Here is a 22,179-nt window from a genome sequence, read left to right as displayed (position 1 = left end):
GCAACGCACGCGGTAGCGCACGAATCCTTCGCAGCGCGGACCTTATGACGACGGCATCGGCGCGACCGGCGACTAGCAAACGCGAGAGGCACAAACATAACCGCGTGGTAAAAAAGCGCTGCTGGCGCAACAATTCACGACCATTCTTACTGGCCGTCGGCACGCCGGCAACGTTACCAACATGTCCGTTCAAGAACCTGTCTTCACCCTGCGTCCGGCACTGGACACGGACGAGGCCTTTCTATTCGAGCTGCGCAAGGCGACCATGACGGAGCACCTCGCGCGCGTCGGCGAACCGTCGGACGATACCGAGCATCGCGCGCGTCTGCTGCATCGTTATGACACAGCGCGCGTGATTTGCATCGACGGCGCGCCCTCCGGTTTGCTCAAAGCGCATCGCACCGGCGCCGAGTGGGTCGTCGTGCAATTGCAGATCGCGCCGGCGCTGCAAGGGCGCGGCATCGGTGAACGCGCGCTGCAGATGGTGTTGCGCGCCGCGCAGGCCGACGCATTGCCGGTCACCCTCAAGGTGCTCAAAGGCAATCCCGCGCAGCGACTGTACGAGCGCCTCGGCTTCGAGATCGTCGGCGAAGATGAGAGACAGTTTCACATGAGGCGCGCGCCGCGCGCGTCGGCGGAAATTGAAGCAGAATGAATGTCGGATAAAGACTGATACGCAACGGACCTGTTATGACCTTTCGCGACACCTCCGCCATCACAAGCTGGCACGCCCACGTGTATTTCGACGCGGGCAGCCGCGACGCCGCGTGGACTTTCCGCGAGCAGATCGACGCGCACTGGGGCGACGCACTGCAACTGGGCCGCTTTCACGAGCGCCCGGTGGGACCGCATCCCATGTGGTCGTATCAACTCGCGTTCACGCAGGCGCAGTTCGCCGAACTGGTCGGCTGGCTCGCGCTGAATCACGGCGCGCTGGACATCTTCCTGCATCCCAATACCGGCGACGCGTTACGCGATCATCGCGACGCAGCCGTGTGGATCGGCCGTTCGCACGAACTGGTGCTGAGCGCGTTGAATTGACCGCTGTGAACGCGGCGCGCGGCGGACCGAATCACGCGCCGCCTCTTGCGGTTCACATATTCGAGTACGAACTGCACCAGCCAGGCGCGGCGACTTGCTTGTCGCCGAACAGCGTGCACCCGCCGTATGCGTCGTTGGCTTTGCCCTGGAACAGCGAGCAGTTGCCGCAATTTTGTCCGGTGGCGTAGCCGGGGAACTTCGCTTTGTCGACCTTGGACGCGTCCTCTCTATAGCCGACGGCTTGCGCCTTTGGATCGGTTTCGTTGAGTGTATTCGCGGTGTCTGCGAAGGCGGCACGGGTGAGCATGAGCGCTGAGCCTGCGCTCACGCCCAGCAGCAGAAAATGGCGACGCGACGTTTTCATATAGGTCCGATGGAAAGTGGGGACTTGCCTCGATCGCGATCGAGCGCCGTCAATCGAGAAATCGCGTGAACCGTTCGACTGGTTCGCGCTCGGTGCGTAACGTGTTGACCAAAGCGGTTTCGTCGGCGAAACCGAGTGACATGCCGCACACCAGTTGCTCTTCAGGCGGCAAGCCGAGCTGCTCCGCAATCACCCGATGAAACGGTGTAAAGGCGGCCTGCGGACACGTATCGAGACCGCGCCCGCGCGCGGCCGTCATGATCGCCTGCAGAAACATGCCGTAGTCGAGCCAGCTGCCGCGCTCCATCACCCGGTCGATGGTAAAGAACAAGCCCACCGGTGCGCCGAAGAAGCGATAGTTCTGCGCATGCTGCTCGTGCATACGCGCCTTGTCGCCCTTTTCGATGCCGAGCAGGCCATACAGATCCCAGCCGATTTTGCGCCGCCGATCGATGTACGGCGACACCCATCGATGCGGATAGTACGGATACTCTTCCTGGTACAGCGCGTCGCGTTGCGGGTCGTCGTAAGCGTCGAGCAAGGCCTGTGAGAGACGCGCCAGCGACTCGCCCGTCACCACACAGACTTTCCACGGCTGCGTATTGGTGCCCGACGGCGCGCGGCTGGCGGCTTCAAGAATGGCTTCGATATCGGCGCGCGGCACCGGCGTGGGCAGAAAGGCGCGAATCGAGCGCCGCGTGACGAGCGCGGCGTCGACGTCGTTGACGGGTGTGGTCATCGGCGAATTCCGGTGGAACCAGCAGTTGTGGCGGTCTGCGGGAATTCTAGCGCGAGCGCGCACTTTCCCGCTGGCGGGCCGGCAAGCGTCGGCCGCGCGCAGTTCGGTTTAACGCAGCGGCGTTTTCAGCGCATCGATGAGATCGAGCGGGTCGTAGGGCTTGCGCAGCAGGATCGCGTGCGGCAAGACCGCGCGCTGCGCCGGCGTCAGCACGAGGTCGTAGCCGGTCAGAAAGATCACGCGCAGATCGGGCCGCTCGCGACATACCTCGAGCGCCAGATCGATACCCGACTTGCCCGCCAGCCCCACGTCGGTCAGCATCACGCTGATCGCGTGTTCGCTGAGAATCTGCTTGGCGTCATGCTCGCCTTCGGCTTCCAGAATGTCGAAATCGAACGTGCGCAGCAATTCAGCCGTGCTCACGCGAATCAGTTCGTCGTCTTCCACCAGCAGAATCCGCAGCCGCGTCTGAGTGACGAAACTATCGGCGCTATCCGGCATCATGGGTCGGGCTTGCAGCGTCTTTACAGCAGGCCCACACACACCGCGGCGACGATCGATCCCAGCACCAACACCGCGCCGATGGTCTTGCGTTTGTTCAACTCCGTCCAGAGCAGAACGCCGGTGAGCGACAGCAAAATGATGCTGCCCGCGAGCGTATCGATCAGCAGCACCCATCCGACGCTCAGGCCGACGCCCTTGTGCAGGTTCGTCAGCATTGCGAGAAACGTGTTCTCGCTGCGCTTGACCGTCACATAGCCGTTGCCCACCCAGTACTCGGCGGAAGTGTTCTCATGCGGCGACGCGAAGTTGAGCTGCCAGCGCTCCGGCTGGACGACGCTACGCTCGCCCCATGCCACCGGATGAGCCGGCTCTTTCTGAACGCGTCCGGGCGTGCCCGCCAGTTTCAGTTCGTGCTTAAGCCACTCGCCCAGATCACGCGGCGTTTCCGGCGCGGGTTGCGGCAACGGCACCTGCAGCACCGCTACTTGCGGCTCGCCGGTCGACACTTTGAGCGGTCCGCCGCGATGGTTCAGCAGGAACCCCGTGGTGCCGAACAGCAAACCCAGCGCCGCGCCCCACAAGCCGATCCAGCCATGCACCTTGCGCAGCCATCTGACGAAGGTGGCGCGGCGCGAGCGCTGCTGGCGCGCTTTCAATTCGTCGTTGTCCAGCCGCTGCGGCTCGCGCGTCGTCCGGTCGATGCCCGCGGGCGCTTGAATGTCGATTGCCTCGGGTACGCTCACGTCTCGCTCCATGTCCGCAACAGGTTGTGATAGATGCCGACGAGACTGCGGCGCGCGGTATCGTCGGCGTTGGTGGCGTTCAGCCGTTGAATCGCCGTATCCATGTCGAACAGCATCGCGCGCTGCGTATCGCTGCGCACGAGGCTTTGCACCCAGAAGAAACTCGCGATCCGCGCGCCGCGCGTGACCGGCGTGACCTGATGCAAACTCGTCGCCGGATAGACGATCATGTCGCCGGCCGGCAGTTTGACCTGCTGCACGCCGTACGTGTCTTCGATCACGAGTTCGCCGCCGTCGTAGTCGGCGGGATCGGAAATGAACAGCGTCACCGAGACGTCGGTGCGCAGTTTCACGCCGTTGGGCAGCACGCGCACGGCTCCGTCGACGTGACTGCCGAACTGCATGCCGCCTTCGTAACGATTGAAGAGCGGCGGATACACCTGGTTCGGCAACACCGCGCTGATGAACAGCGGGTTGCGCTCGATCGACGCGAGAATCACGTCGCCGAGTTCACGCGCAACCGGCGTGTGCTCGGCGATCTGCTGATTACGCTTGACCGGCGCGCCCTGATAGCCGGCGGTCGCGCGGCCGTCGACCCAGGCATCGCCCGCCTGGTCGAGCCGCTCGCGCACGAGCTGCAACTGCTCGGCGTTCAGGACGTTCGGAATGTGCAGCAACATGGTGTTTCCTTTTTTGCGTCGGCTTGCCGTCTTCGAAAACGGCAAGCCTAACGTATCCGTTCAACGCATATCAAAAGCGGTAGTCGAACGTCGCCAGCAACGTGCGTCCGATACCCGGCACGGAACGTCCACCGTCCGACGGGATCAGCGCGTCGTAGTAGTACTTGTTGGTCATGTTCAGCAAATTCAGGCGCACGTCGTATTTCTTCGCGTGGTACGCAGCGGTCGCATCCCAGCGTGTGTAGCCCGGCACTTGCACGTAGTTCGTGTTCGATGCATAGCGCGGCGACATATACGTCGGACCACCGCCGATTTCCCAATGCGGCGTGAGCGCGTAGGTGGTCCAGAACGTCAGCGTGTTGCGCGGCGTGTTGGCTGGCACGTGTCCTTGCGTACCGTCGCGCGCACTCAGGATGACGGCGTCCATGTACGTGTAGCCGCCGAACACTTGCCACTTGTCGGTAATGTGGCCCGTCACGCCGGCCTGGAAACCGTCGACGCGAATGTCGCCGTCGAGCTCGTATTCGGTCGGCGAGACTTGCGTGCGCGCGTTAGTCTTTTCTTCACGGAAGAACGACGACGTCACCGAGAGATTGCCGCCGAGCAGATCCCATTTGCCGCCCACTTCGTACGATTTGGTCGACTCAGGCGCAAGGTTCTGCGTGAGGTTGGTCACCGTCAGCGCTTCGAGCGACGGATTGAACGACGTGCCGTACGACACGTAGTACGACTGCCAGTCGGTCGGCTGATAGATCACGCCGGCGCGCACGCTGGTGAAGAAGTTGGTCTGCGTCGCATAGCCTGGCAGGCTGATCGTGTTGTGGATCTGCGCCTGGAAGCGATCCCAACGCAAACCGCCAATGACCTTCCAGTTCTGCCCGATCGACACCGTGTCGTTCACGTAGGCGCCAATTTCATTCGAGCCGGAATCGGCGTAGTTGCCGACCGTGGTGGTCACACCGGCCGGGTTGGACAGATACGCCGGGTTCAGCATCGTCACGACCGGCAAGTTGTTCCGGGTGGACGCCTGGTTCGAATAGCTGTCGTGACCGAGGTCGATACCGGTGATCAGGTCATGCTTGATCGGGCCCGTGTCGAACTTGTATTCGAGCATCGTGTCGTTGTACAGCGAGTGGTTCTCGATCACACGGTCGTGGCTTTGCAACTTGATGAACAGTTGAGACGGCGACAGCGTCGTGAAATTGCCATTGGTCAACGCGGTGCTGGTGGCGAGCGGTCCCGTCAACACCGCTTGCGGCGCGGTTTCGCGCGCGTCGGTCATCGAGTGCGAGAACTGCGTCTGGTTCGTCAGGATCAGGTTGTCCGAGAACTTGTGCTTGATGCCCGCCGTGAAGGTCTGGATGTCCTGGATCGTGCGGTCGGTGGTCAAGCCGTAGAAGGTGTTCTTCGGCACCGGCGACGGGCGGCCGTTCAACGCCTGCACGCCGTAGTCCGGCATGTCGTAGTTGTGCTGGATCAGCGCGGAGATCGTCACTTCGGTTGGTGTGCCGATCCCGAAGCGCACTTCCGGCGCGATGCCGTAGTCCTTGTTTTTCATCTCGTCGCGCGTCGAACCGAGGCTTTGGCCGAACGCGTTCAGGCGAATCGCCGAGGTATCTGTCAGCTTGTGGTTGACGTCGACGGTGCTGCGATATTTGGCGTCGGTGCCGATCATGCCCGTGACTTCCGCCGAGTCATGCAGGTTCGCTTTCTTGCTGACCTGGTTGATCACGCCGCCCGTCGAGCCGCGGCCGAACAGCATCGACGACGGGCCGTACAACACTTCGAGTTCTTCGAGGTCGAACGTGTCGCGATAGTACTGGTTGCGATCGCGGAAGCCGTCCAGATAGATGTCGTTCTGTGCGGTGAAGCCACGCAGGTTGATGTTATTGCCGATCTGGCCGCCTTCAGCCGCGCCGATCGTCACGCCCGGCGCGTTGCGCAACGCGTCCTGGAACGAAGTGGCGCCTTGCGATTGCAGCACGGCCTTGTTGATGACGGTGACGGTCTGCGGAATATCGCGCAGCGCCGTGGGCGTCTTTGCACCGACCGTCGCACGCTCCGCCTGGAAGTCCTGTTGTTCCGCCTGCGCCGCGACGCCGATGGTTGGCAAGGTGCCGCTGTCGGCTGCGGTGGTCGTCGTCGTCGCGTTTGCATTCGCGGCCGACGGCTGCGAAGTGGTTTGCGGAGCAGTCTGCGCGACCGCCGGAGTCGCAAAGGGAACGGCAAAAGCTAACGCTAACGCAGTCGCAAGCGGCGTGTGGTTGAACATGGGAATTCCCGTCGGAAATGCGCTCGCCGGATCCGCATACCTGAGACGGAATCGATGACAAAGCCGCAATTTGGCTGGCTGCCGGTCGCGTGCGCAAGACGCCGACGACGGGATGGCTGGCTAGTGGTTAAATGAGAATCGCTATCATTCCACACGCATAAAAACGCATCAATCGCGACGCGTCTTACCCCTAGTAACAGAATTGTTTCTATTTTTTACTGATGTAGGCATTTTGTAATTTTTAACCCGGCTCTCATCTCAGTTCATTACAGGTTTGTAATATTAAGCGTGTTGAAAGGAAAGACTTTGACGGTCGAAAGCATAAAGACGCCACCCGAAAGCTTTCAAATAAATAACAACTGACTGCACCCGCGGCCGGCACTCAATCCCGAGTCGGTTTATCCTTTTTGCAACACTGCCTATCGAACTGTTCCGTTCATCCCCGGAGTTGACCATGCAATACCGCAAATTCGGCCGCACCGGCCTGACCGTGTCGCGCCTATGTCTCGGCACGATGACTTTCGGCCTGCAGACTGAAGAAGATGTCTCGCATCGCATTCTCGACACGGCGGCAGATGCCGGCGTGAACTTCATCGACACGGCCAATGTGTATCCGCTCGGCGGCGGTGAGAACATTGCGGGCCGCACGGAGGAGATCGTCGGGCGCTGGCTGAAGGGCAAGCGCGACCGCTTTATTCTGGCGACGAAAGCGGTGGGCAAGATGGGGCCGTCGGCGTGGGATCAAGGCGCGTCGCGCAAACATCTGCTGAATGCGATCGACGCCTCGTTGCAACGCCTCGGCACGGATTACGTGGACCTCTACCAGCTCCACTCCGACGACGCGAATACGCCGCTCGACGAAACGCTCGAGGCGCTGGACGTGATCGTTCGCTCAGGCAAGGCCCGCTATATCGGCGTATCGAACTTTCTCGCGTATCGGCTGGCGCGCGCGTTGGGCCGCGCCGACGTTTTGCGCGTGGCGCGCTTTGTCTCCGTGCAGCCTCGCTATAACTTGCTGTTCCGCCAGATCGAACGCGAATTGTTGCCGCTCGCAGCCGAGGAGCAATTGGCCGTGATGCCGTACAACCCGCTCGCGGGCGGCCTGCTTACGGGCAAGCATCAACTGGATGCCGCGCCCACGTCTGGCCGTTTCACCGAAACCGTCGGCAAGGCCGGCGCGATGTATCAGCAACGGTACTGGCACAAACGCGAGTTCGAGACGATCGAGCAATTGAAAGCGATCGTGGCGCCGACCGGCGAATCGCTGACGCGGGTTTCGCTCGCCTGGGTGCTGGCGAATCCGCTCGTCACGTCGGCGATTATCGGCGCGAGCCGTGCCGAGCAATTGAGCGACACGCTCGCGGCGTCCGAGCTCGTGCTCGATGACGAGATCAAGACGAAGCTCGATGAAGCGAGTGTGGAATATCGTTGGGGTGACGCTGCGCGATGAGCTTAGTCGCCGGCGGCGAAGGCCGCGGCGTTCATCGCCCGTAACGCAGCACCGTACTCGTCGCCGCAATCACGTGGTCCTTGATTGCGGCGAACAACGCGTCCCTCGTCAAACCGGGCGGCAGCGCATCCGGCGGCAGATCGAGCGCATAGACTTGCGCGATGTAGTGATGCGGATTGTCCCCCACCGTCGGGCATGGCCCGCGATACCCCGTGCCGCCCGTCCGATTCGTGCCCGCGACGCTGCCGGGCGGCTGGCTGACGCCGGCACCGAGCGAGGTTATCGAGGGCGCGACGCCATACAGCACCCAATGCACGATTCCCAGACCCTTCGCGCCGTCGGGATCGAAAAGGGTCACCGCATAACTCTTCGTGCCGGCGGGCGCGTTGCGCCATTGCAGGGCCGGCGATACATTGCCGCCACCGCAATCGTTCGCGCTCGCCGCGTGGGTCGAATCCAGCGTGCCGCCGTCGGCCAATCCCGGCGACGACACCACGAAGACTTCTGCCGCTCGGGCATGCACCGCGGCAAGCGCCAGCACGGCAGACACGCCGACCGGCAAAAGGCGTCGTGCGACGCCGAAGCGATTGCTGCGAATCATCGTTTCTGACTCCGGCCAGGGTTCAGCGGTGGTCCAACATCACTTGAAGCGGCCCGTCCGCGCGTTCGCTTCGGGCAGTTGCCGCGTCTCGCGCACGGATCTCGGATGCCATAGACGCGCGCCGCCTTCGATACCCGCATCGTTCGACACGGTGGCCACGTTCGCCGGCAGATCGAACGCGAGGCGCGCCGCGTTGCCGCCGCCGATCCACAGCTTGTCGTAGTTCACCAGCGCATCCAGAATCCCGATCACCTTCTGAACGCGCCGGTTCCAGCGTTTATTCCCGGCTTTTTCACGTGCCGCGTCGCCGATGTATTCGTCGTACGCCACGCCCTTCTTGCTGACCGGGTGATGGGCGAGTTCCAGATGGGGCATCAGCTCGCCGTCGCGGAACATCGCCGTGCCCGCGCCCGTGCCGAGCGTCAGCACGAATTCGAGGCCCTGGCCTTCGATCGCGGCGAAGCCCTGCATCTCGGCGTCGTTGATCATACGGACCGGCAAGCCACCCAGGCGTTGCGCCAGCGAATCGGCGAGCGGGATGTCATGCCAGCCTTCAACGCCGAAGTGCGGCGCGGTCAGAATGCGGTTGTTGCGCACCACGCCCGGAAAGCCGATCGACATCAGCGTCGGCGGCTCCTGTTCGACGAGCGGTGCAACCAGCTTCGCCAGCGCGTCCACAAGTTGATCCGGTGTGCACGGATGCGGCGTCGCCACCCGCAGGCGTTCGGTTTTCATCTTGCCGTCCGCGTCGATGATCGCGGCTTTCAATCCCGTGCCGCCGACGTCGATCGCCAGAATCCGCTCGGTGCTGCCTGTCACTTTCGTTTTACTTGACGGCTTACGCGCCGCTTTGGTTGGCGTCTTGCTTGCCGTCTTGCTTGCCGTCTTGCTTGCCGTCTTGCCTGGCGTCTTCGTCGCCGTCTTACGTGTCGTCTTGCGTGTCACCACGGTGTCCCCCCGATTGTGTTGGTGCGACTCGTCGTTGAATTACTTCTTCTGCACAGCATCCCGTTTCAGCGGCCGCCATGCGTGGCCGTCGCGCGCCAATAGCGCGTCTGCTTCCGCGGGGCCTTCGCCGCCGGCCGCATAGCCATGCACCGGCACCGCGCCGCCGGATGTCGGATGCAGCACGTCGTCCACCGCGCACCAGCTCGTTTCGATACTGTCGGCGCGCTGGAACAACGTCTCGTCGCCGAGCATGCAGTCGTAGAGCAAGGTCTCATAGCCGACATTGGCGCGTTCCGCGAAGAAGTCGCCATAGTCGAACGACGACTGCACCGCGCCGATCTGCATGACCGGCCCCGGCGTTTTCACATTGAAGTCGAAGCTCGTGCCGTGCGCCGGATCGATGCGCAAGGTCAGCACGTTCGGCGTGAGCGCGTCGACGGGTGTGTCGCGAAACAGGCGGAACGGCACCGGCTTCAACTGCACCGAGATTTCCGTGCGACGCGCGGCAAGCCGCTTGCCGGTGCGCAAATAGAACGGCACGCCGGCCCAGCGCCAGTTCTCGACGAACACGCGCGCCGCGGCGTAGGTTTCCGTCGTGCTGCCCGCCGCGACATCCGGCTCCTCGCGATAGCCGACACCGGCCGGCCCCTTTTCGTATTGACCGAACACGACGTCGTCCGGCGTCAACGGCTTGATCGCGTCGAAGATTTCGGCCTTCTTGTCGCGTACGGCTTCGGCGTCGAACGAATTGGGCGGCTCCATGGCGACCATGCCGAGCAACTGGAACAGATGGTTCGGCAGCATGTCGCGGAACGCGCCGGTCTGTTCGTAGAACTTGCCGCGCCCTTCCACGCCGATGGTTTCCGCCGCCGTGATCTGCACACTATCGATATATTCGCGCCGCCACATCGGTTCGAACAGCGCATTGGCGAAGCGCACCGCGAGAATGCTCTGCACGGTGTCCTTGCCGAGAAAGTGATCGATGCGATACACCTGATCTTCTTTTGCATACGACAGGATATGCGCGTTCAGATCTTTCGCAGAAGCGAGATCGACACCGAACGGTTTCTCGATCACGATCCGGCGGAAGCCGCCGCCGTCGCCCTCTTTCAGCAGACCCGCCTTGCCGAGATGCTCGACGATCGGTTTGAAGAAGCGCGAGCTGACCGCGAGATAGAAGATGACGTTGCCGCCCGGCGTCTGCTCAAGCTTTTGCTTGAGCTTCGTGAAAGTATCGTCGGTTTCGAATTCGCCGGACATGTATTCGAGGCGTTGCGCGACCCAGTCCCACGCCTTGTCGTCGAGCTTGCCGGCGTGGAAGGTGCTGGCCTTGTCGGCGGCGAACTGTTCGAGCGACTTGTGCAGATCTTCGCGCCATGCGCTCGTCTCGCGCTCGCCGTGGTTCACGCCGATGATTTTCATCCCGCCATCGAGCAGGCCATCCACCGCGAGGTTGTACAGCGCCGGCATCAGAAGCCGCTTGGTCAGGTCGCCGCCGGCGCCGAAGATCACCAGCGTGCATGGCGGCGCGGGCCGCTTGCCGGGCGGCGAGGCCGGCGCTTCCTGCGGGCTCGCGCTGACTTTGCAGCTCGGTGGTTGGCTGGCGGCGGGACGATCGGCTGCTGGGGTATTCGGTGTAGTCGACATGGGATTCACTTTTGGAAACCAATGGAACGGACGTGGTGGTATATGAAAGACCACGCTTGAACCCACACAGTTCAAAAACGGCCACGCAACCTGTTCACCCTGCGACGTTGTATGGCTTGTGTAACCTCACTCGCTCGCGCCGCCGCTGCGCACTACTTCACCGATGCATGCGCCGGCTCGGCAACCGGCGCGGGCTCGGCCGGGCATGCCGGCGCGGTGGCTTGCGCCGAAGGTGACGTCGGAATCGGCGCCTGATCCGTTTCGCCCGCCAGCGGTACGTTGCCCGACGCGCTCATCGCGCGCGGCTGCAACAGCAACGCGACCAGCCCGGTCCAGCCGGTCTGATGCGAAGCGCCCACGCCGCGCCCGTTATCGCCATGGAAATACTCGTGGAACAGGATCAGATCGCGTGAACGCGGGTCGGCCTGCAACTGCGGATAAGCGCCCATTACCGGACGCTCACCGTCCCTGTTCTTGAGAAACAGCGTGGTGCAGCGGCGCGCCAGTTCGTCGGCAATCTGGCTCAGCGAGAACTTCTCGCCCGAACCGGTCGGATACTCGACTTTGAAATCCTCGCCGTAATAGCGGTGAAATTCGTATAGCGACTCGATCAGCAGATAGTTCACCGGCATCCATATCGGACCACGCCAGTTCGAATTACCGCCGAACACGCGCGTATCGGATTCGGCCGGCAAATACTTCACGGTAAAACTGTTGCCGTTGTGATTGAACACGAACGGATGATCGCGGTGGTATTGCGACAGCGCCCGCACGCCATGATCGGAAAGGAATTCACTTTCGTCGAGCGCACGACGCAACAACGCTTTCATGCGATGCCCGCGCAATAGCGAGAGCAGCAGTGCATTGCCCTTGCCCGGCTCGTTCCAGCGCGAGACCAGCTTCGCCAGATCGGGCCGATGTTCGAGGAACCAGATCAGCCGTTCGCGCAAACCCGGCAAGCCGCCGTGCAGACGCTCTTCGAGCACGTGCACCGCGAATAGCGGAATCAGACCCACGATCGAGCGCAGCCGCATGGGAATGCTGCTGCCGTCCGGCAGGTGCAGCTTGTCGTAGAAGAACTCGTCCTCGCTGTCCCACAGGCCGGTTTCGCAGCCGTCGTCGCAACTCACGGCCTCGGCGATATACAGGAAGTGCTCGAAGAACTTCACGCCGATGTCGACGAACACATGATTGGCGTACGCGAGTTCCAGCGCGATACGCATCAGGTCGAGCGCGTACGCGGCCATCCACGCCGTACCGTCGGACTGATCGATGTGCCCGCCGGTCGGCAGCGGCGATGAGCGGTCGAAGATCCCGACGTTATCCAGCCCGAGAAAGCCGCCTTGAAAAATATTGTGGCCGTCGGCGTCCTTGCGGTTCACCCACCACGAGAAATTCAACAGCAGCTTATGGAACACGAGTTCCAGAAAATCGCGATCCGCCTTGCCGGTGAGCGCGCGGTCGATTTCATACACGCGCCACGCGGCCCATGCATGCACGGGCGGATTGGCGTCGCCGAGCGCCCATTCGTAGGCGGGAATCTGACCGTTCGGATGCTGATAGCGGTCCTTCACCAGCAATAGCAGTTGCCGTTTCGCGAACGCCGGGTCGATCAGTGCGAACGCAGCCGCATGAAACGCCAGGTCCCACGACGCGTACCACGGGTATTCCCACTTGTCGGGCATCGACACGATGTCCGCGTTGCACAGGTGCCGCCAATCCCTATTGCGGCCTTGTTTGCGGCTGGCGGCCGGCGTCGGCTGAAGCGGATCGCCTTCGAGCCAGCGCTGCACGTCGTACTGGTAGTACTGCTTCGACCACAGCATGCCGGCGAGCGCCTGACGCTGCACGAGGCGCGCGTCGGGATCGGTGATCTCGTGTTGCAGCGCGCCATAGAATTCGTCGGCCTCGGCGATGCGGTGCGCGAAGATCGCGTCGGCATCGAGTTGCACGTCGTCGGGACTCGACTGCGGACGCCAGCGCATGTACACCACGGCGCGTCCATACGGTTCGACCTCGATCGCGGCATGCGCGCCGGCCTTAGTGCCGGTGTCGCGGCGAATCGCCTGTTCATTGCCGTGCACGAGGTAATCGTTGAAGCCATCTTTGAACGGACCCGCGCCGTCCATGTTGAAGAGGCGCTTGACGTTGGTGTCGTTCTCGCAGAAGAGCCACGTCACTTGCGGCGCGTCTTTCGACCAGGCCGTCACGACAATCGGCTCATGCCCATGCTGATGCCCGACCACATGCGCCTCGCCGTTATGGTCCGTGCCGGCGGCGAGCGAGGGCCTGTCCTTGTTCTCCTTCCACGACCACGAATTGCGCGCCCAGATTTGCGGCAGCACATCCAGCGAGGCCGCCTGGTCCGCGCGATTCTCGATGGTCACGCGCATGAGGATGTCGTCCGGCGCGTGTTTGGCGTATTCCACCTGCACGTCGAAGTAGCGCAAATCGTCGAACACGCCCGTGTCGAGAATTTCGTACTCCGGCATGTCGCCGCCACGGCGCGCGTTTTCCTGAACGAGGTCGTCGTACGGATAGGCGGCGTGCGGGTACTTGTAGAGCATGCGCATGTACGAATGCGTCGGCGTGCCGTCGACGTAAAAGTACAGTTCCTTCACGTCCTCGCCGTGATTGCCCTGCGCATTCGTGACGCCGAACAGGCGCTCCTTCAGGATCGCGTCGTTACGATTCCATAGCGCGAGTGAAACGCACCAGTTGAGCTTGTCGTCGCCGAAACCGGCAATGCCGTCCTCACCCCAGCGATATGCTCGGCTGCGCGCATGGTCGTGCGGAAAATAGTCCCAGGCCGTGCCGTCCGGGCTGTAATCCTCGCGCACGGTGCCCCATTGACGCTCGCTGAGATACGGGCCCCAGCGCTGCCAATGCGCACAATCGGCCGAATGCAGCCGTGAACCTTCAACGGTGGCGAGCAGATTGGCAGCGCGCAGCGGTGGCATGACTACATCCTTGCATTCGGCTTGGCGGTGGGACACACATCGTAGCGCGGTTTAGGCACCGGCGGCCACCAACTCGGCAAGCAGGCGTTCAATGCGCAGCAACTCACCCAGCGACCACGCCTGAAACGGCGTGCCGGCGGGTGCGTGCGGCGCATCACCGTCGGCGATTTCGGAGAGATGGTCGAGACCGGCGTGGTCGAGATGCGCGTAGAGCGGGTCGAGAAAGCGCGTTTTCGCCTGCATACGGGCATCCGCCGCGCCACCGTGGACTCGCAGCCACGCTTCGACGAACGGACCGAGCAGCCACGGCCACACGGTTCCCTGATGATAGGCGCCATCGCGCTCGAGTGGAGACCCGCCGTAGCGTCCGCGATAGGCAGGGTCGGATGGCGCGAGCGTCCTCAGTCCCAGCGGCGTGAGCAACTGTGCTTCAACCTGATCAAGCACCGCGCGCGCCGCCGCGCCCTCGATCAATGGAAACGGCAGGCCGCCCAGGGCAAAGATCTGATTGGGACGGATCGCGCGATCTGTCGTGCCTTTGACGTGGTCGACGTCCACGTTGTCGAAAAGCGCTTGCGTGGACGGATCGACGAAGCGTTCATGAAACGCTCGCAACGCTCGGTCGGCGGCCGGCTGCCATTGCGGATTCCACGTTGCTGCAATGCGCAATGCGTTGATCCAGAGTGCTTGCACCTCGACCGGCTTGCCGATTCGCGGCGTGACCACCCAGTCGCCGACTTTTGCATCCATCCACGTGAGTTGCACGCCGGGCACGCCGGCGCTCAGGAGGCCATCGTCGGCCGACGCCTGGATGTTGAAGCGCGTGCCGTTCGTGTAACCCGTGAGGATGGCTTCGCATGCCTGTTGCAGCCGCTGCTGCGTCGCAGCGCTCGCATGATGCGTCGCCAGATAATCGTGCACGGTGACGATGAACCACAACGAGGCATCGACGGAGTTGTATTCCGGTGTATCGCCATAGTCGGGGAAGCGATTCGGCAACATGCCTTCTGACAGCGTGCCCGACCATTCGAGCAGGATCGCTTCGGCGTCGTCGAGCCGGCCCGACGCGATCAGCAGGCCGCGCATCGCGATGAAGGTGTCGCGGCCCCAGTCGGTGAACCACGGAAAGCCCGCGAGGATCGTGCGGCCTTCGTTGCGCGTCACGACGTACGCGTCGGCGGAGCGCTGCAACCGCGAGCCGAGCGCGTCGCGGCGTTGTTGTTCGATGCGCGCGAGTTCTGTTGCGTGGCTTGCCGCCGCTTTTGCATTCGCCGGTTGCGTTCCGCTCGTGGTGCCTGACGCGCTGAGAATCATCACCGCTTCACCATCGGCGAGATTGAAGCTGAACACGCCGGGCGTTGCGAGATCCTCGCTGAAGTCGAGGCCGCGCTCCCGCTCGCGGACGTAGCAGAAGTTGCGATACCAATCGGGCGCGTGCGTGTAGACGCCGTTCGTCGCGGCGTGGATCACCGGCAGGTCGCCGTAGGGTTGCCAATTTACGCTGGCCTGGTCGTCGCTTGCCTGCGCGTTGAAATTGAACGCGGCATTTTCATGATGCAGTGCATGGTAGTCGCGGCCCGACAGCAGCGGCCTGACTTTCAACGTTAGCGCGTTCGTTTCAGAACCGGCTCCCGCACCCTCTTCCAGGCGCCACCGTAAAACCGTTTCGCGGGTCGTCTTGCTGACGAACACATCAGCGGTCAGCACCAGATGTGCATCGAGCTGAAGACGCCATGTTGGCCACGGCTTCGTATCGAACGCGACAAGACTCGCTGTCAGGTCCGGATAGATCGCGTCCGGCACGTACCGCTGCATGCTCAATGGATAACGCTCGCCGTTCGCTTCGAGCCACGCTTCTACGCCGTTGACCAGCACCACGCGACCGCCCGGCGCACGCGTTGCGGTGAGCAGCAGCGCGTGATAGCGGCGCGTGCGCAGCGTGCCCACGGTGCCCGACGCGAATCCGCCGAAGCCGTCGGCTTCCAGCCATTCGTCTTCGAGACGCGTGATGTCGAAAGGTCGTTCGATGTGTGTCATGAACTTACCGGTTGAGCAAAGCCATCCATCTTTCAGTGCGCCTGAATGTCAGGCATAAGGCGCCGCGGTGACCATTCTCCTACTTATCACTTTCCGCTTCCTTTCGAAAAACCGACTTATCGACGCAAGTTTTACCACTCGCAAACGTTTCACAATTATTTCTTGAAAGGGTTGGAGACTGCACCCGCTTTCACGAAACGGGATGCAGACATGAGAAGAAACCAACGCCTCGCGAGTGCCGCTTTGGTTGCCCTTGCAACTTTAGCGTTGAGCGGTTGCGGTGCGGATGATTCCGCGCCGTCGGCAGCATCTTCAACGCCGGCCGTTGCGAACAACGACGCCGCGCCGAATGCGGCTAGCTCTCCCGCGACGCCAATGCTCAACGCATCTTCGCCGCTCGCAGCGGACCCGGCAGCGGCTTCCGATCCGATCACGCAAAACATGCAAGCCAGTCTCGCCGCGGACAACCAGCAAGTCGCGCCGGTCATGCATTACGCACCCGGCGACAGCGCCAGCAGCAACTGACCCAATTCCACCGGCGCGCGAAGCGCGCTATTCTTCCCCCCGCAGAAGGTGATATTCGATGACATCAACTAGCCGTCGCCGTTTCCTGCAGACCGTGGCTTCATCCGCCGGCGCTGCTGCCGCGCTGACCGCACTGCCTGAGTCGATTCGCAATGCGCTCGCCGTTCCCGCGTTTTCGCGCACCGGCACGATCCGCGATGTCGAGCACATCGTCGTGTTCATGCAGGAGAACCGCTCGTTCGACCACTACTTCGGCCATATGCGCGGCGTGCGTGGCTACAACGACCGCTTCCCGATTCCGCTGCCGAACGGCAAGCCGGTGTGGTATCAACCGTCGAAGGAAGATCCGACCCAGCCGGTCCTGCCGTTCCATCTGAACACGGCGACCACCAGCGCGCAATGCGTCGGCGATCTCGATCACACCTGGTACAAGACCCATGCCGCGATCGACGGCGGCCGCTACGACCAGTGGCCCGCCAACAAGACCGACATGACGATGGGCTATCACCTGCGCAGCGACATTCCGTTCCACTACGCGCTGGCCGATGCGTTCACTATCTGCGACGCTTACTTCTGCTCGTTGCCGGGACCGACGCACCCGAACCGCTCGTATCTGATGACCGGCATGGTCGATCCGAGCGGCACGCTGGGAGGTCCGCTGCTCGACAACAACGATTTCGTCGACGGCGACGGGCCGCCGAATTATCAGTTGCTCTCGTGGACCACGTACCCGGAACGTCTGCAATCCGCGGGGATTTCCTGGCAGGTGTACCAGCAGGGGTTGACCGGCGCCGATCCGTTGAACGGCAACTACGGCACCAACATCCTGCAGAACTTCACGAACTTCATCAACGCGCAGCCGGGTTCGCCGCTGTATGAGCGCGCGCAAACCGTGCGCACCATCGACGACCTGAAGGCCGATGTGCTGGCCAACAAGCTGCCGCAAGTGTCGTGGTTGTGCCCGCCGGCCGCGTACTCGGAACACCCGAGCTATACGCCCGCCTACGGCGCGGAGTACACCTCGCAGATTCTGGATGCGTTGACGTCGAATCCCGAGGTGTGGAGCAAGACCGTGCTGTTCATCATGTACGACGAGAACGACGGCTTCTTCGATCACCTCGTGCCGCCGCAACCGGCGACGACCGGCGCGCAAGGCCAGTCGACGGTCAGCACCGAAGGCGAAATTCACAACGTGGTGAATCCGCTGCGCGGAGGCAGCTACACCGCCGACGGCCTGCCGTACGGCCTCGGACCGCGTGTGCCGATGACGATCGTATCGCCGTGGAGCAAGGGCGGTTTCGTCTGCTCGCAGGTGTTCGATCATACGTCGGTGATTCGCTTCATCGAAGCGCGCTTTGGCGTGTACGAGCCGAACATCACGGCATGGCGCCGCGCGGTGTGCGGCGACCTGACCACGGCCTTCGACTTCCGCACGCCGGACTCGAAAGTGCCGCCGCTGCCGGACACGAGCAACTACAAGAGCATCGCCGACAACCAGTGCGCGACACAGCCGAAGCCGACCGTCCCCGCGACGCCGGGCGCCATCGATCCGCAGGAAAGCGGCATTCGTTTCGCGCGCGCGTTGCCATATGAGTTGCATGTGAACGGCCAGGCCAACGAGAAGAAGAACACGTTCGAGATCTCGATCGGCAACACCGGCGACCAGGGCGCACATTTCTATCTGTACGCTACGAATCGCACGGATGGTCCGTGGCGTTACACCGTCGAAGCGGGCAAGTCGATCAACGAGACTTTCGATCTCACGGTGACCAACGGCGTGTACAGCTTCGAAGTGTTCGGGCCGAACGGTTTCGTGCGCAAGTTCGCGGGCAACACGCAGCAGGCAACGGCACAGAACGCGCAGATTGCCGCCGGCCACGGTAAGAACAAACCGTCCGAGCCGGAAGTGAAGGTGCAATACGACGCCGCGAACGGCAACGTGTTCCTGAAGTTCAGCAACAAGGGCAGCGGCATTGCACGCTTGACGGTGACGGACAACGCGTACGGTGCGCGCCCGCGTCCGGTGCTGGTGCCGGCCGGCGCGCATATTGAAGAGGCGTGGGTGCTGGCGTCGAGCCATCACTGGTACGACTTGACAGTGACGAGTAATGACGATGCAAGCTTCTCGCGCCGCCTTGCGGGTCACGTCGAGAATGGCCGCCCGAGCATTAGCGATCCGGCGGCGGTTGCGCCGGTGTTGGTGGCGAATTAAGGGCGCTCGAAGGCAAATGGGCTTCGGTCAGGCGGCTGCCTCGGCGGCACGCTTGACCGAAGCTCAGCGCCGGGCTGTCGTCGCGCAAGACGCCCTGCACGAAACGGCGGATAGCGTTACAGTCAGTCTTCCGCACTTCCTGCCGATGGGCACATCATGGACCGTAACGCATTCACCGAAAGCCTGACGAAAGAAGGATTCCCTGACGCCGTGGTTGTCACGCGCGAGGCGAACATCGAGATGGACGTTCACGAGCATCCGTTCGAAGCCAGGGCCCTGATCCTGGAAGGCGAACTGAGCATCCGCGTGGACGACGAAGAGCGGGCATATCGCGTCGGCGACGTCTTCCACTTGCCGGCGAACAAACCGCATTCGGAGCGCTATGGTCCGAACGGCGTAACGTATCTGGTGGGCAGGAAGCAGTAAGGCGCGGGCAGAAAGAGAAAGACAGCACGCGCCTGTCTGCATAAAAAACGTCAAGCCCCCAACAACACCCCGGTTCTGAAAGGCAGCGTGCCCGTCACACGACCGAGCGGCGCGCCGGCCGTCACGAAGCGAATCGCGCGCCGCATATAAAACACACCTTCCGTTTTGCTAACGATCGTGGTCGTCTCGTCGGTCAGCGGATCGACGATATCGAACAGCGCCTGGCCGACGCGAATCGTGTCGCCGATCTTCGCGCGATGAATCAGAATCCCGCTTACAGGCGCATAAAACTGCTCACTGCCGGCGAGCGGTGTCGCAGGCGACAGCAATTCCGGCAAAGACTTGGCATCGAGCTTGATCGCCTTGCGCCACACGAGATAATCGACGAGCGCGTCCGCATCTTCCTGAGCGACCTCGTAGGACACGTCGCGCTGTCCGCGGCATTCCACGGTCACGGCAATCGCACCGTTGGGCACGGGCTTATCGGCCGGCAACTCCTGCTGCAATTTCCACCACACCAGGCTGTGCGTTTCATCGAACGATTCGCCGCCTGAATTGGTGGCAAGCAACGACGCCTGCGCCCCGAGATAGCGCGACAACGGTTCGAACTCCGGCCACGCGGCCTCGCTGGTGTAGAGATGCATGGCCGCTTCGAGCGAACAGTGCAGATCGATAATCACATCCGCATCGAACGAGAGCTTCAGCAATGCCAATTGCAGCGATTCGAACTCGGTCAGCGGTTTCTGATCGGCCAATTCCTCGGCGATCAATTGCCGCACCAGCCGCACGTTTTCGCTTGCATCGGAACCCAACGTTTCTTTAGCGCGCGCGACCAGCTTCGAGAACTGCAGGAAGTGACGATTGAAGTTCTTCCCGCTACCCAGATCGAAACGGCCGAGAAACTGCCCGAGCACGTATTGCCCGAGCCCGACCGGATTCGCCACCGGCACCAGCACGATTTCCACGTTCAGCGCACCCCGCTTTTCCAGTTCGAGCAAACGACGCTTGAGCAAAACGGTCGTCAACATCGCAGGGGTTTCATCGGCATGCAGCGACGACTGTATATAAATCTTCTGCCCGCTATTCGCCGGGCCGAAATGAAACGACACCAGTTCGCGGTGCGTGCCGATAGCCGGCGAGAGAAGCGGAATCGATTGCCTATTCATGAGCGGGAGTCTGTAGAAAGAAGTCGGAGGTCGAAGAATCAATTGCCGTACGGGTCGAAGTCGAAGTACTTCTTCGCGATCTGCGCGTACGTGCCGTCCTTGAGCATCGAGGCGATCGCCGCGTTGATGGAGGCCTGCACCGCGGTTTCATCCTTGCGCAAGCCGATGCCCACGCCGCGATCGCCCATCGAAAGCGGTTCGCCGACAAACGCAAAACCCTTGCCCGCCGGCGTGCGCAGGAAACCGATGTCCGCTTCCACCGAGCCGAGCAATGCGCCATCCAGTCGCCCGTTCTGCAAGTCGGCGAACACTTCGTCCTGACTCTTGTACGCCACCACATGCGCGCCGAGCGGCGCCCAGTTCTTCAGCGCATAGCCCTCGAACTGCGTGCCCGACTGCACGCCGATCTGCTTGCCGGCCAATGCATTCGTGCCGCCCGCGAGCGCCGAACCTTGCCGCGCGATCAGCCGCGATTTGAACTGGAAGAGTTTCGATGAAAACAGAATCTGCTGCTCGCGCTTCTCCGTGATCGCCATCGACGAAAGGATCGCGTCGATCTTGCGCGCCTGCAACGCCGGAATCATCCCCGAAAATTCGAGTTCGACCCACTGGCAGCGCGCGTGGATACGCTTGCAGATTTCGTTGCCGAGATCGACGTCGAAACCTTTGAAGCTGCCGTCGGGCGCCTTGGCGTCCATCGGCGGATAGCTCGGGTCGATACCGAGGCGCAGCGTGGTCGGCTCAGCGGCGAACGCGCCACTGCTGAAAGCCAGCGCGGCGCTCAACGCGGCGCCCAAGATTGTCAGCGGAATTTTCATGGGAGGACGGAGTGTGGGTGGGCGGATGACGACCGAACTATCCTATGCCGCGTCCGCGCCTCAAAGAAGTCCCATTCGGACTATCATGATCACTTTTACCGATCACTGGACGGCAGCCTTCATGGCGTTGACGATCTCCCAACTCCGCGCGTTCACCGCGGTGGCCGAGCATGGCAGCATCCGCGCGGCCTCGCGGGCGCTCGGCATCGCGCAGAGCGGCATCACGCAGCAGTTGCAGAACCTCGAATCGATGCTCGGCGCGACCCTGTTCACCCGCACGAATCGCGGCATTGCGCTGACTGCCCTCGGCCAGCGGCTGTTGCAGCGGGCCGGCGCGATCATCGGCGAATGCGAGCGCGCCGAACAGGAAGTGCAGCAACTGCGCGGCGACTACGTCGGCGAGGTCACCTTCGGCATGACGACCGAACCGCTGATCGACGCCTTTGCGCCGGTGCTGATGGAATTTCGCACGCGCTTCGAACGGGTCGCCGTGCATCTGCGCACCGGCACCTCGCGCATGATGATTTCGTGGATTCGCGAAGGCACGCTGGATTTCGCGGTTGCGCTGGTGTCGAAGCACACGGATACCGCCGATCTCTCGGTGATGCCGCTGTATCCGTCCGATCCGGTAGTCGTCTGCCGCCAAGGGCATCCGAAAGCCGGGGCGACCTCGCTGGCCGAACTGGTCGATTGCACGTGGGTGGCCACGCGCTCGCCGAATCTCACGGACGATCCGCAAACCAACCGCCTGAACCATCTGTTCGAAAGCCACGGCTTGCCGCCGCCGAAAATCGTCGCGACGGTGGAAGGCCTGTACGAGACGCTGCACCTGGTGAGCGCGACGGATTGCCTGTCGCTGGAAGCGTCGATCGTGGTGAAGCGCGGGCCGTTTGCGAGCACGCTCACCGCTATTCCGGTGCGCGAGCGCGCGGTCGAACAGAACGTTTGCCTGCTGCAGCGCGCGGCCATTCCGCTCACGCCCGCCGCGCAGGAACTCGCCACGATGATCGCTTCGTACATGCGCACGGTGCGGGCGCGTTGAAGCG

At 62.4% G+C, this 22,179-nt stretch carries 20 protein-coding genes; 7 read left to right on the top strand and 13 right to left on the bottom strand.

The features are described 5' to 3' along the window. Window positions 1-181 precede the first annotated feature (181 nt). Both HF916_RS12295 and HF916_RS12290 read left to right on the top strand, forming a co-directional pair. Entirely contained in the window at window positions 182-655 is a 474-nt protein-coding gene (locus tag HF916_RS12295) for a GNAT family N-acetyltransferase (protein WP_168789231.1), read from the top strand. A gap of 35 nt (window positions 656-690) precedes the next feature. Beyond that, window positions 691-1,041 carry a DOPA 4,5-dioxygenase family protein gene (locus HF916_RS12290; RefSeq protein ID WP_168789230.1) on the top strand — a complete coding sequence of 117 codons (351 nt, stop codon included), beginning with the start codon at window positions 691-693 and terminating at the stop codon, window positions 1,039-1,041. Between the two features lie 52 nt (window positions 1,042-1,093). Here the strand turns inward: HF916_RS12290 and HF916_RS12285 are convergent, their stop codons facing one another. The 6 genes from HF916_RS12285 to HF916_RS12260 all read right to left on the bottom strand — a co-directional run bounded on the left by HF916_RS12285 (window position 1,094) and on the right by HF916_RS12260 (window position 6,343). After that, the gene (locus tag HF916_RS12285; protein WP_168789229.1) at window positions 1,094-1,405 is read right to left on the bottom strand and encodes a high-potential iron-sulfur protein; all 312 of its coding nucleotides are present in this window, start codon (window positions 1,403-1,405) and stop codon (window positions 1,094-1,096) included. Between the two features lie 49 nt (window positions 1,406-1,454). After that, the gene (locus HF916_RS12280) at window positions 1,455-2,144 is read right to left on the bottom strand and encodes a nitroreductase (protein WP_168789228.1); all 690 of its coding nucleotides are present in this window, start codon (window positions 2,142-2,144) and stop codon (window positions 1,455-1,457) included. Window positions 2,145-2,252: 108 nt separating this feature from the next. Further along, the gene (locus tag HF916_RS12275) at window positions 2,253-2,648 is read right to left on the bottom strand and encodes a response regulator (protein ID WP_240975524.1); all 396 of its coding nucleotides are present in this window, start codon (window positions 2,646-2,648) and stop codon (window positions 2,253-2,255) included. Window positions 2,649-2,668: 20 nt separating this feature from the next. Then, window positions 2,669-3,391 (bottom strand): PepSY-associated TM helix domain-containing protein, encoded by a 723-nt coding sequence (locus HF916_RS12270; protein ID WP_168789227.1) that lies wholly within the window; start codon window positions 3,389-3,391, stop codon window positions 2,669-2,671. Next, a complete protein-coding gene (locus tag HF916_RS12265) occupies window positions 3,388-4,071 on the bottom strand; it encodes a Fe2+-dependent dioxygenase (RefSeq protein ID WP_168789226.1) in 684 nt (227 codons plus the stop codon). The genes HF916_RS12270 and HF916_RS12265 overlap by 4 nt, the downstream gene beginning before the upstream one ends. A 70-nt stretch (window positions 4,072-4,141) precedes the next feature. Next, window positions 4,142-6,343 (bottom strand): TonB-dependent receptor, encoded by a 2,202-nt coding sequence (locus HF916_RS12260; protein WP_168789225.1) that lies wholly within the window; start codon window positions 6,341-6,343, stop codon window positions 4,142-4,144. Window positions 6,344-6,797: 454 nt separating this feature from the next. On the opposite strand from HF916_RS12260, the gene HF916_RS12255 reads away from it, so the two are divergent. Beyond that, window positions 6,798-7,793 carry an aldo/keto reductase gene (locus tag HF916_RS12255; RefSeq protein WP_168789224.1) on the top strand — a complete coding sequence of 332 codons (996 nt, stop codon included), beginning with the start codon at window positions 6,798-6,800 and terminating at the stop codon, window positions 7,791-7,793. A 31-nt stretch (window positions 7,794-7,824) separates the two neighbouring features. Here HF916_RS12255 and HF916_RS12250 read toward each other — a convergent pair whose 3' ends face one another. From HF916_RS12250 to HF916_RS12230, 5 genes are all read right to left on the bottom strand, one after another. After that, on the bottom strand, window positions 7,825-8,394 hold the full coding sequence (locus HF916_RS12250; protein ID WP_168789223.1) for a YbhB/YbcL family Raf kinase inhibitor-like protein: 570 nt from the start codon (window positions 8,392-8,394) through the stop codon (window positions 7,825-7,827). 39 nt (window positions 8,395-8,433) lie between these two features. After that, window positions 8,434-9,213 carry an ROK family protein gene (locus HF916_RS12245; RefSeq protein ID WP_168791975.1) on the bottom strand — a complete coding sequence of 260 codons (780 nt, stop codon included), beginning with the start codon at window positions 9,211-9,213 and terminating at the stop codon, window positions 8,434-8,436. A 168-nt stretch (window positions 9,214-9,381) separates the two neighbouring features. Next, window positions 9,382-10,989 carry a glucose-6-phosphate dehydrogenase gene (gene zwf / locus HF916_RS12240; RefSeq protein WP_168789222.1) on the bottom strand — a complete coding sequence of 536 codons (1,608 nt, stop codon included), beginning with the start codon at window positions 10,987-10,989 and terminating at the stop codon, window positions 9,382-9,384. 152 nt (window positions 10,990-11,141) lie between these two features. Then, a complete protein-coding gene (locus HF916_RS12235) occupies window positions 11,142-13,949 on the bottom strand; it encodes an MGH1-like glycoside hydrolase domain-containing protein (protein WP_168789221.1) in 2,808 nt (935 codons plus the stop codon). 51 nt (window positions 13,950-14,000) lie between these two features. After that, on the bottom strand, window positions 14,001-15,986 hold the full coding sequence (locus HF916_RS12230) for an amylo-alpha-1,6-glucosidase (protein ID WP_168789220.1): 1,986 nt from the start codon (window positions 15,984-15,986) through the stop codon (window positions 14,001-14,003). A gap of 375 nt (window positions 15,987-16,361) precedes the next feature. Here HF916_RS12230 and HF916_RS50875 point away from each other — a divergent pair, with 375 nt between their 5' ends. From HF916_RS50875 to HF916_RS12215, 3 genes are all read left to right on the top strand, one after another. Next, complete coding sequence (locus tag HF916_RS50875) at window positions 16,362-16,511, top strand: hypothetical protein (RefSeq protein WP_240975523.1); 150 nt, start codon at window positions 16,362-16,364, stop codon at window positions 16,509-16,511. Window positions 16,512-16,569: 58 nt separating this feature from the next. Continuing rightward, window positions 16,570-18,723: a phosphocholine-specific phospholipase C gene (locus HF916_RS12220; protein ID WP_168789218.1), complete on the top strand. Its 2,154-nt coding sequence runs from the start codon at window positions 16,570-16,572 to the stop codon at window positions 18,721-18,723. 156 nt (window positions 18,724-18,879) lie between these two features. Beyond that, a complete protein-coding gene (locus tag HF916_RS12215) occupies window positions 18,880-19,149 on the top strand; it encodes a cupin domain-containing protein (RefSeq protein ID WP_168789217.1) in 270 nt (89 codons plus the stop codon). 50 nt (window positions 19,150-19,199) lie between these two features. On the opposite strand, the gene HF916_RS12210 is transcribed toward HF916_RS12215, so the two are convergent. After that, window positions 19,200-20,315: a succinylglutamate desuccinylase/aspartoacylase family protein gene (locus HF916_RS12210; RefSeq protein ID WP_168789216.1), complete on the bottom strand. Its 1,116-nt coding sequence runs from the start codon at window positions 20,313-20,315 to the stop codon at window positions 19,200-19,202. 38 nt (window positions 20,316-20,353) lie between these two features. Further along, the gene (locus tag HF916_RS12205) at window positions 20,354-21,133 is read right to left on the bottom strand and encodes a transporter substrate-binding domain-containing protein (protein ID WP_168789215.1); all 780 of its coding nucleotides are present in this window, start codon (window positions 21,131-21,133) and stop codon (window positions 20,354-20,356) included. 121 nt (window positions 21,134-21,254) lie between these two features. Here HF916_RS12205 and HF916_RS12200 point away from each other — a divergent pair, with 121 nt between their 5' ends. Continuing rightward, window positions 21,255-22,175 (top strand): LysR substrate-binding domain-containing protein, encoded by a 921-nt coding sequence (locus HF916_RS12200; protein ID WP_168791974.1) that lies wholly within the window; start codon window positions 21,255-21,257, stop codon window positions 22,173-22,175. Window positions 22,176-22,179: the final 4 nt, after the last annotated feature.

The sequence above is a fragment of the Paraburkholderia aromaticivorans genome (assembly GCF_012689525.1).
GTDB classification, from domain to species: Bacteria; Pseudomonadota; Gammaproteobacteria; order Burkholderiales; family Burkholderiaceae; genus Paraburkholderia; species Paraburkholderia aromaticivorans_A.
Note: the sequence above shows the minus strand (reverse complement) of the source record. Positions and strands in the feature narration are given on the sequence as shown.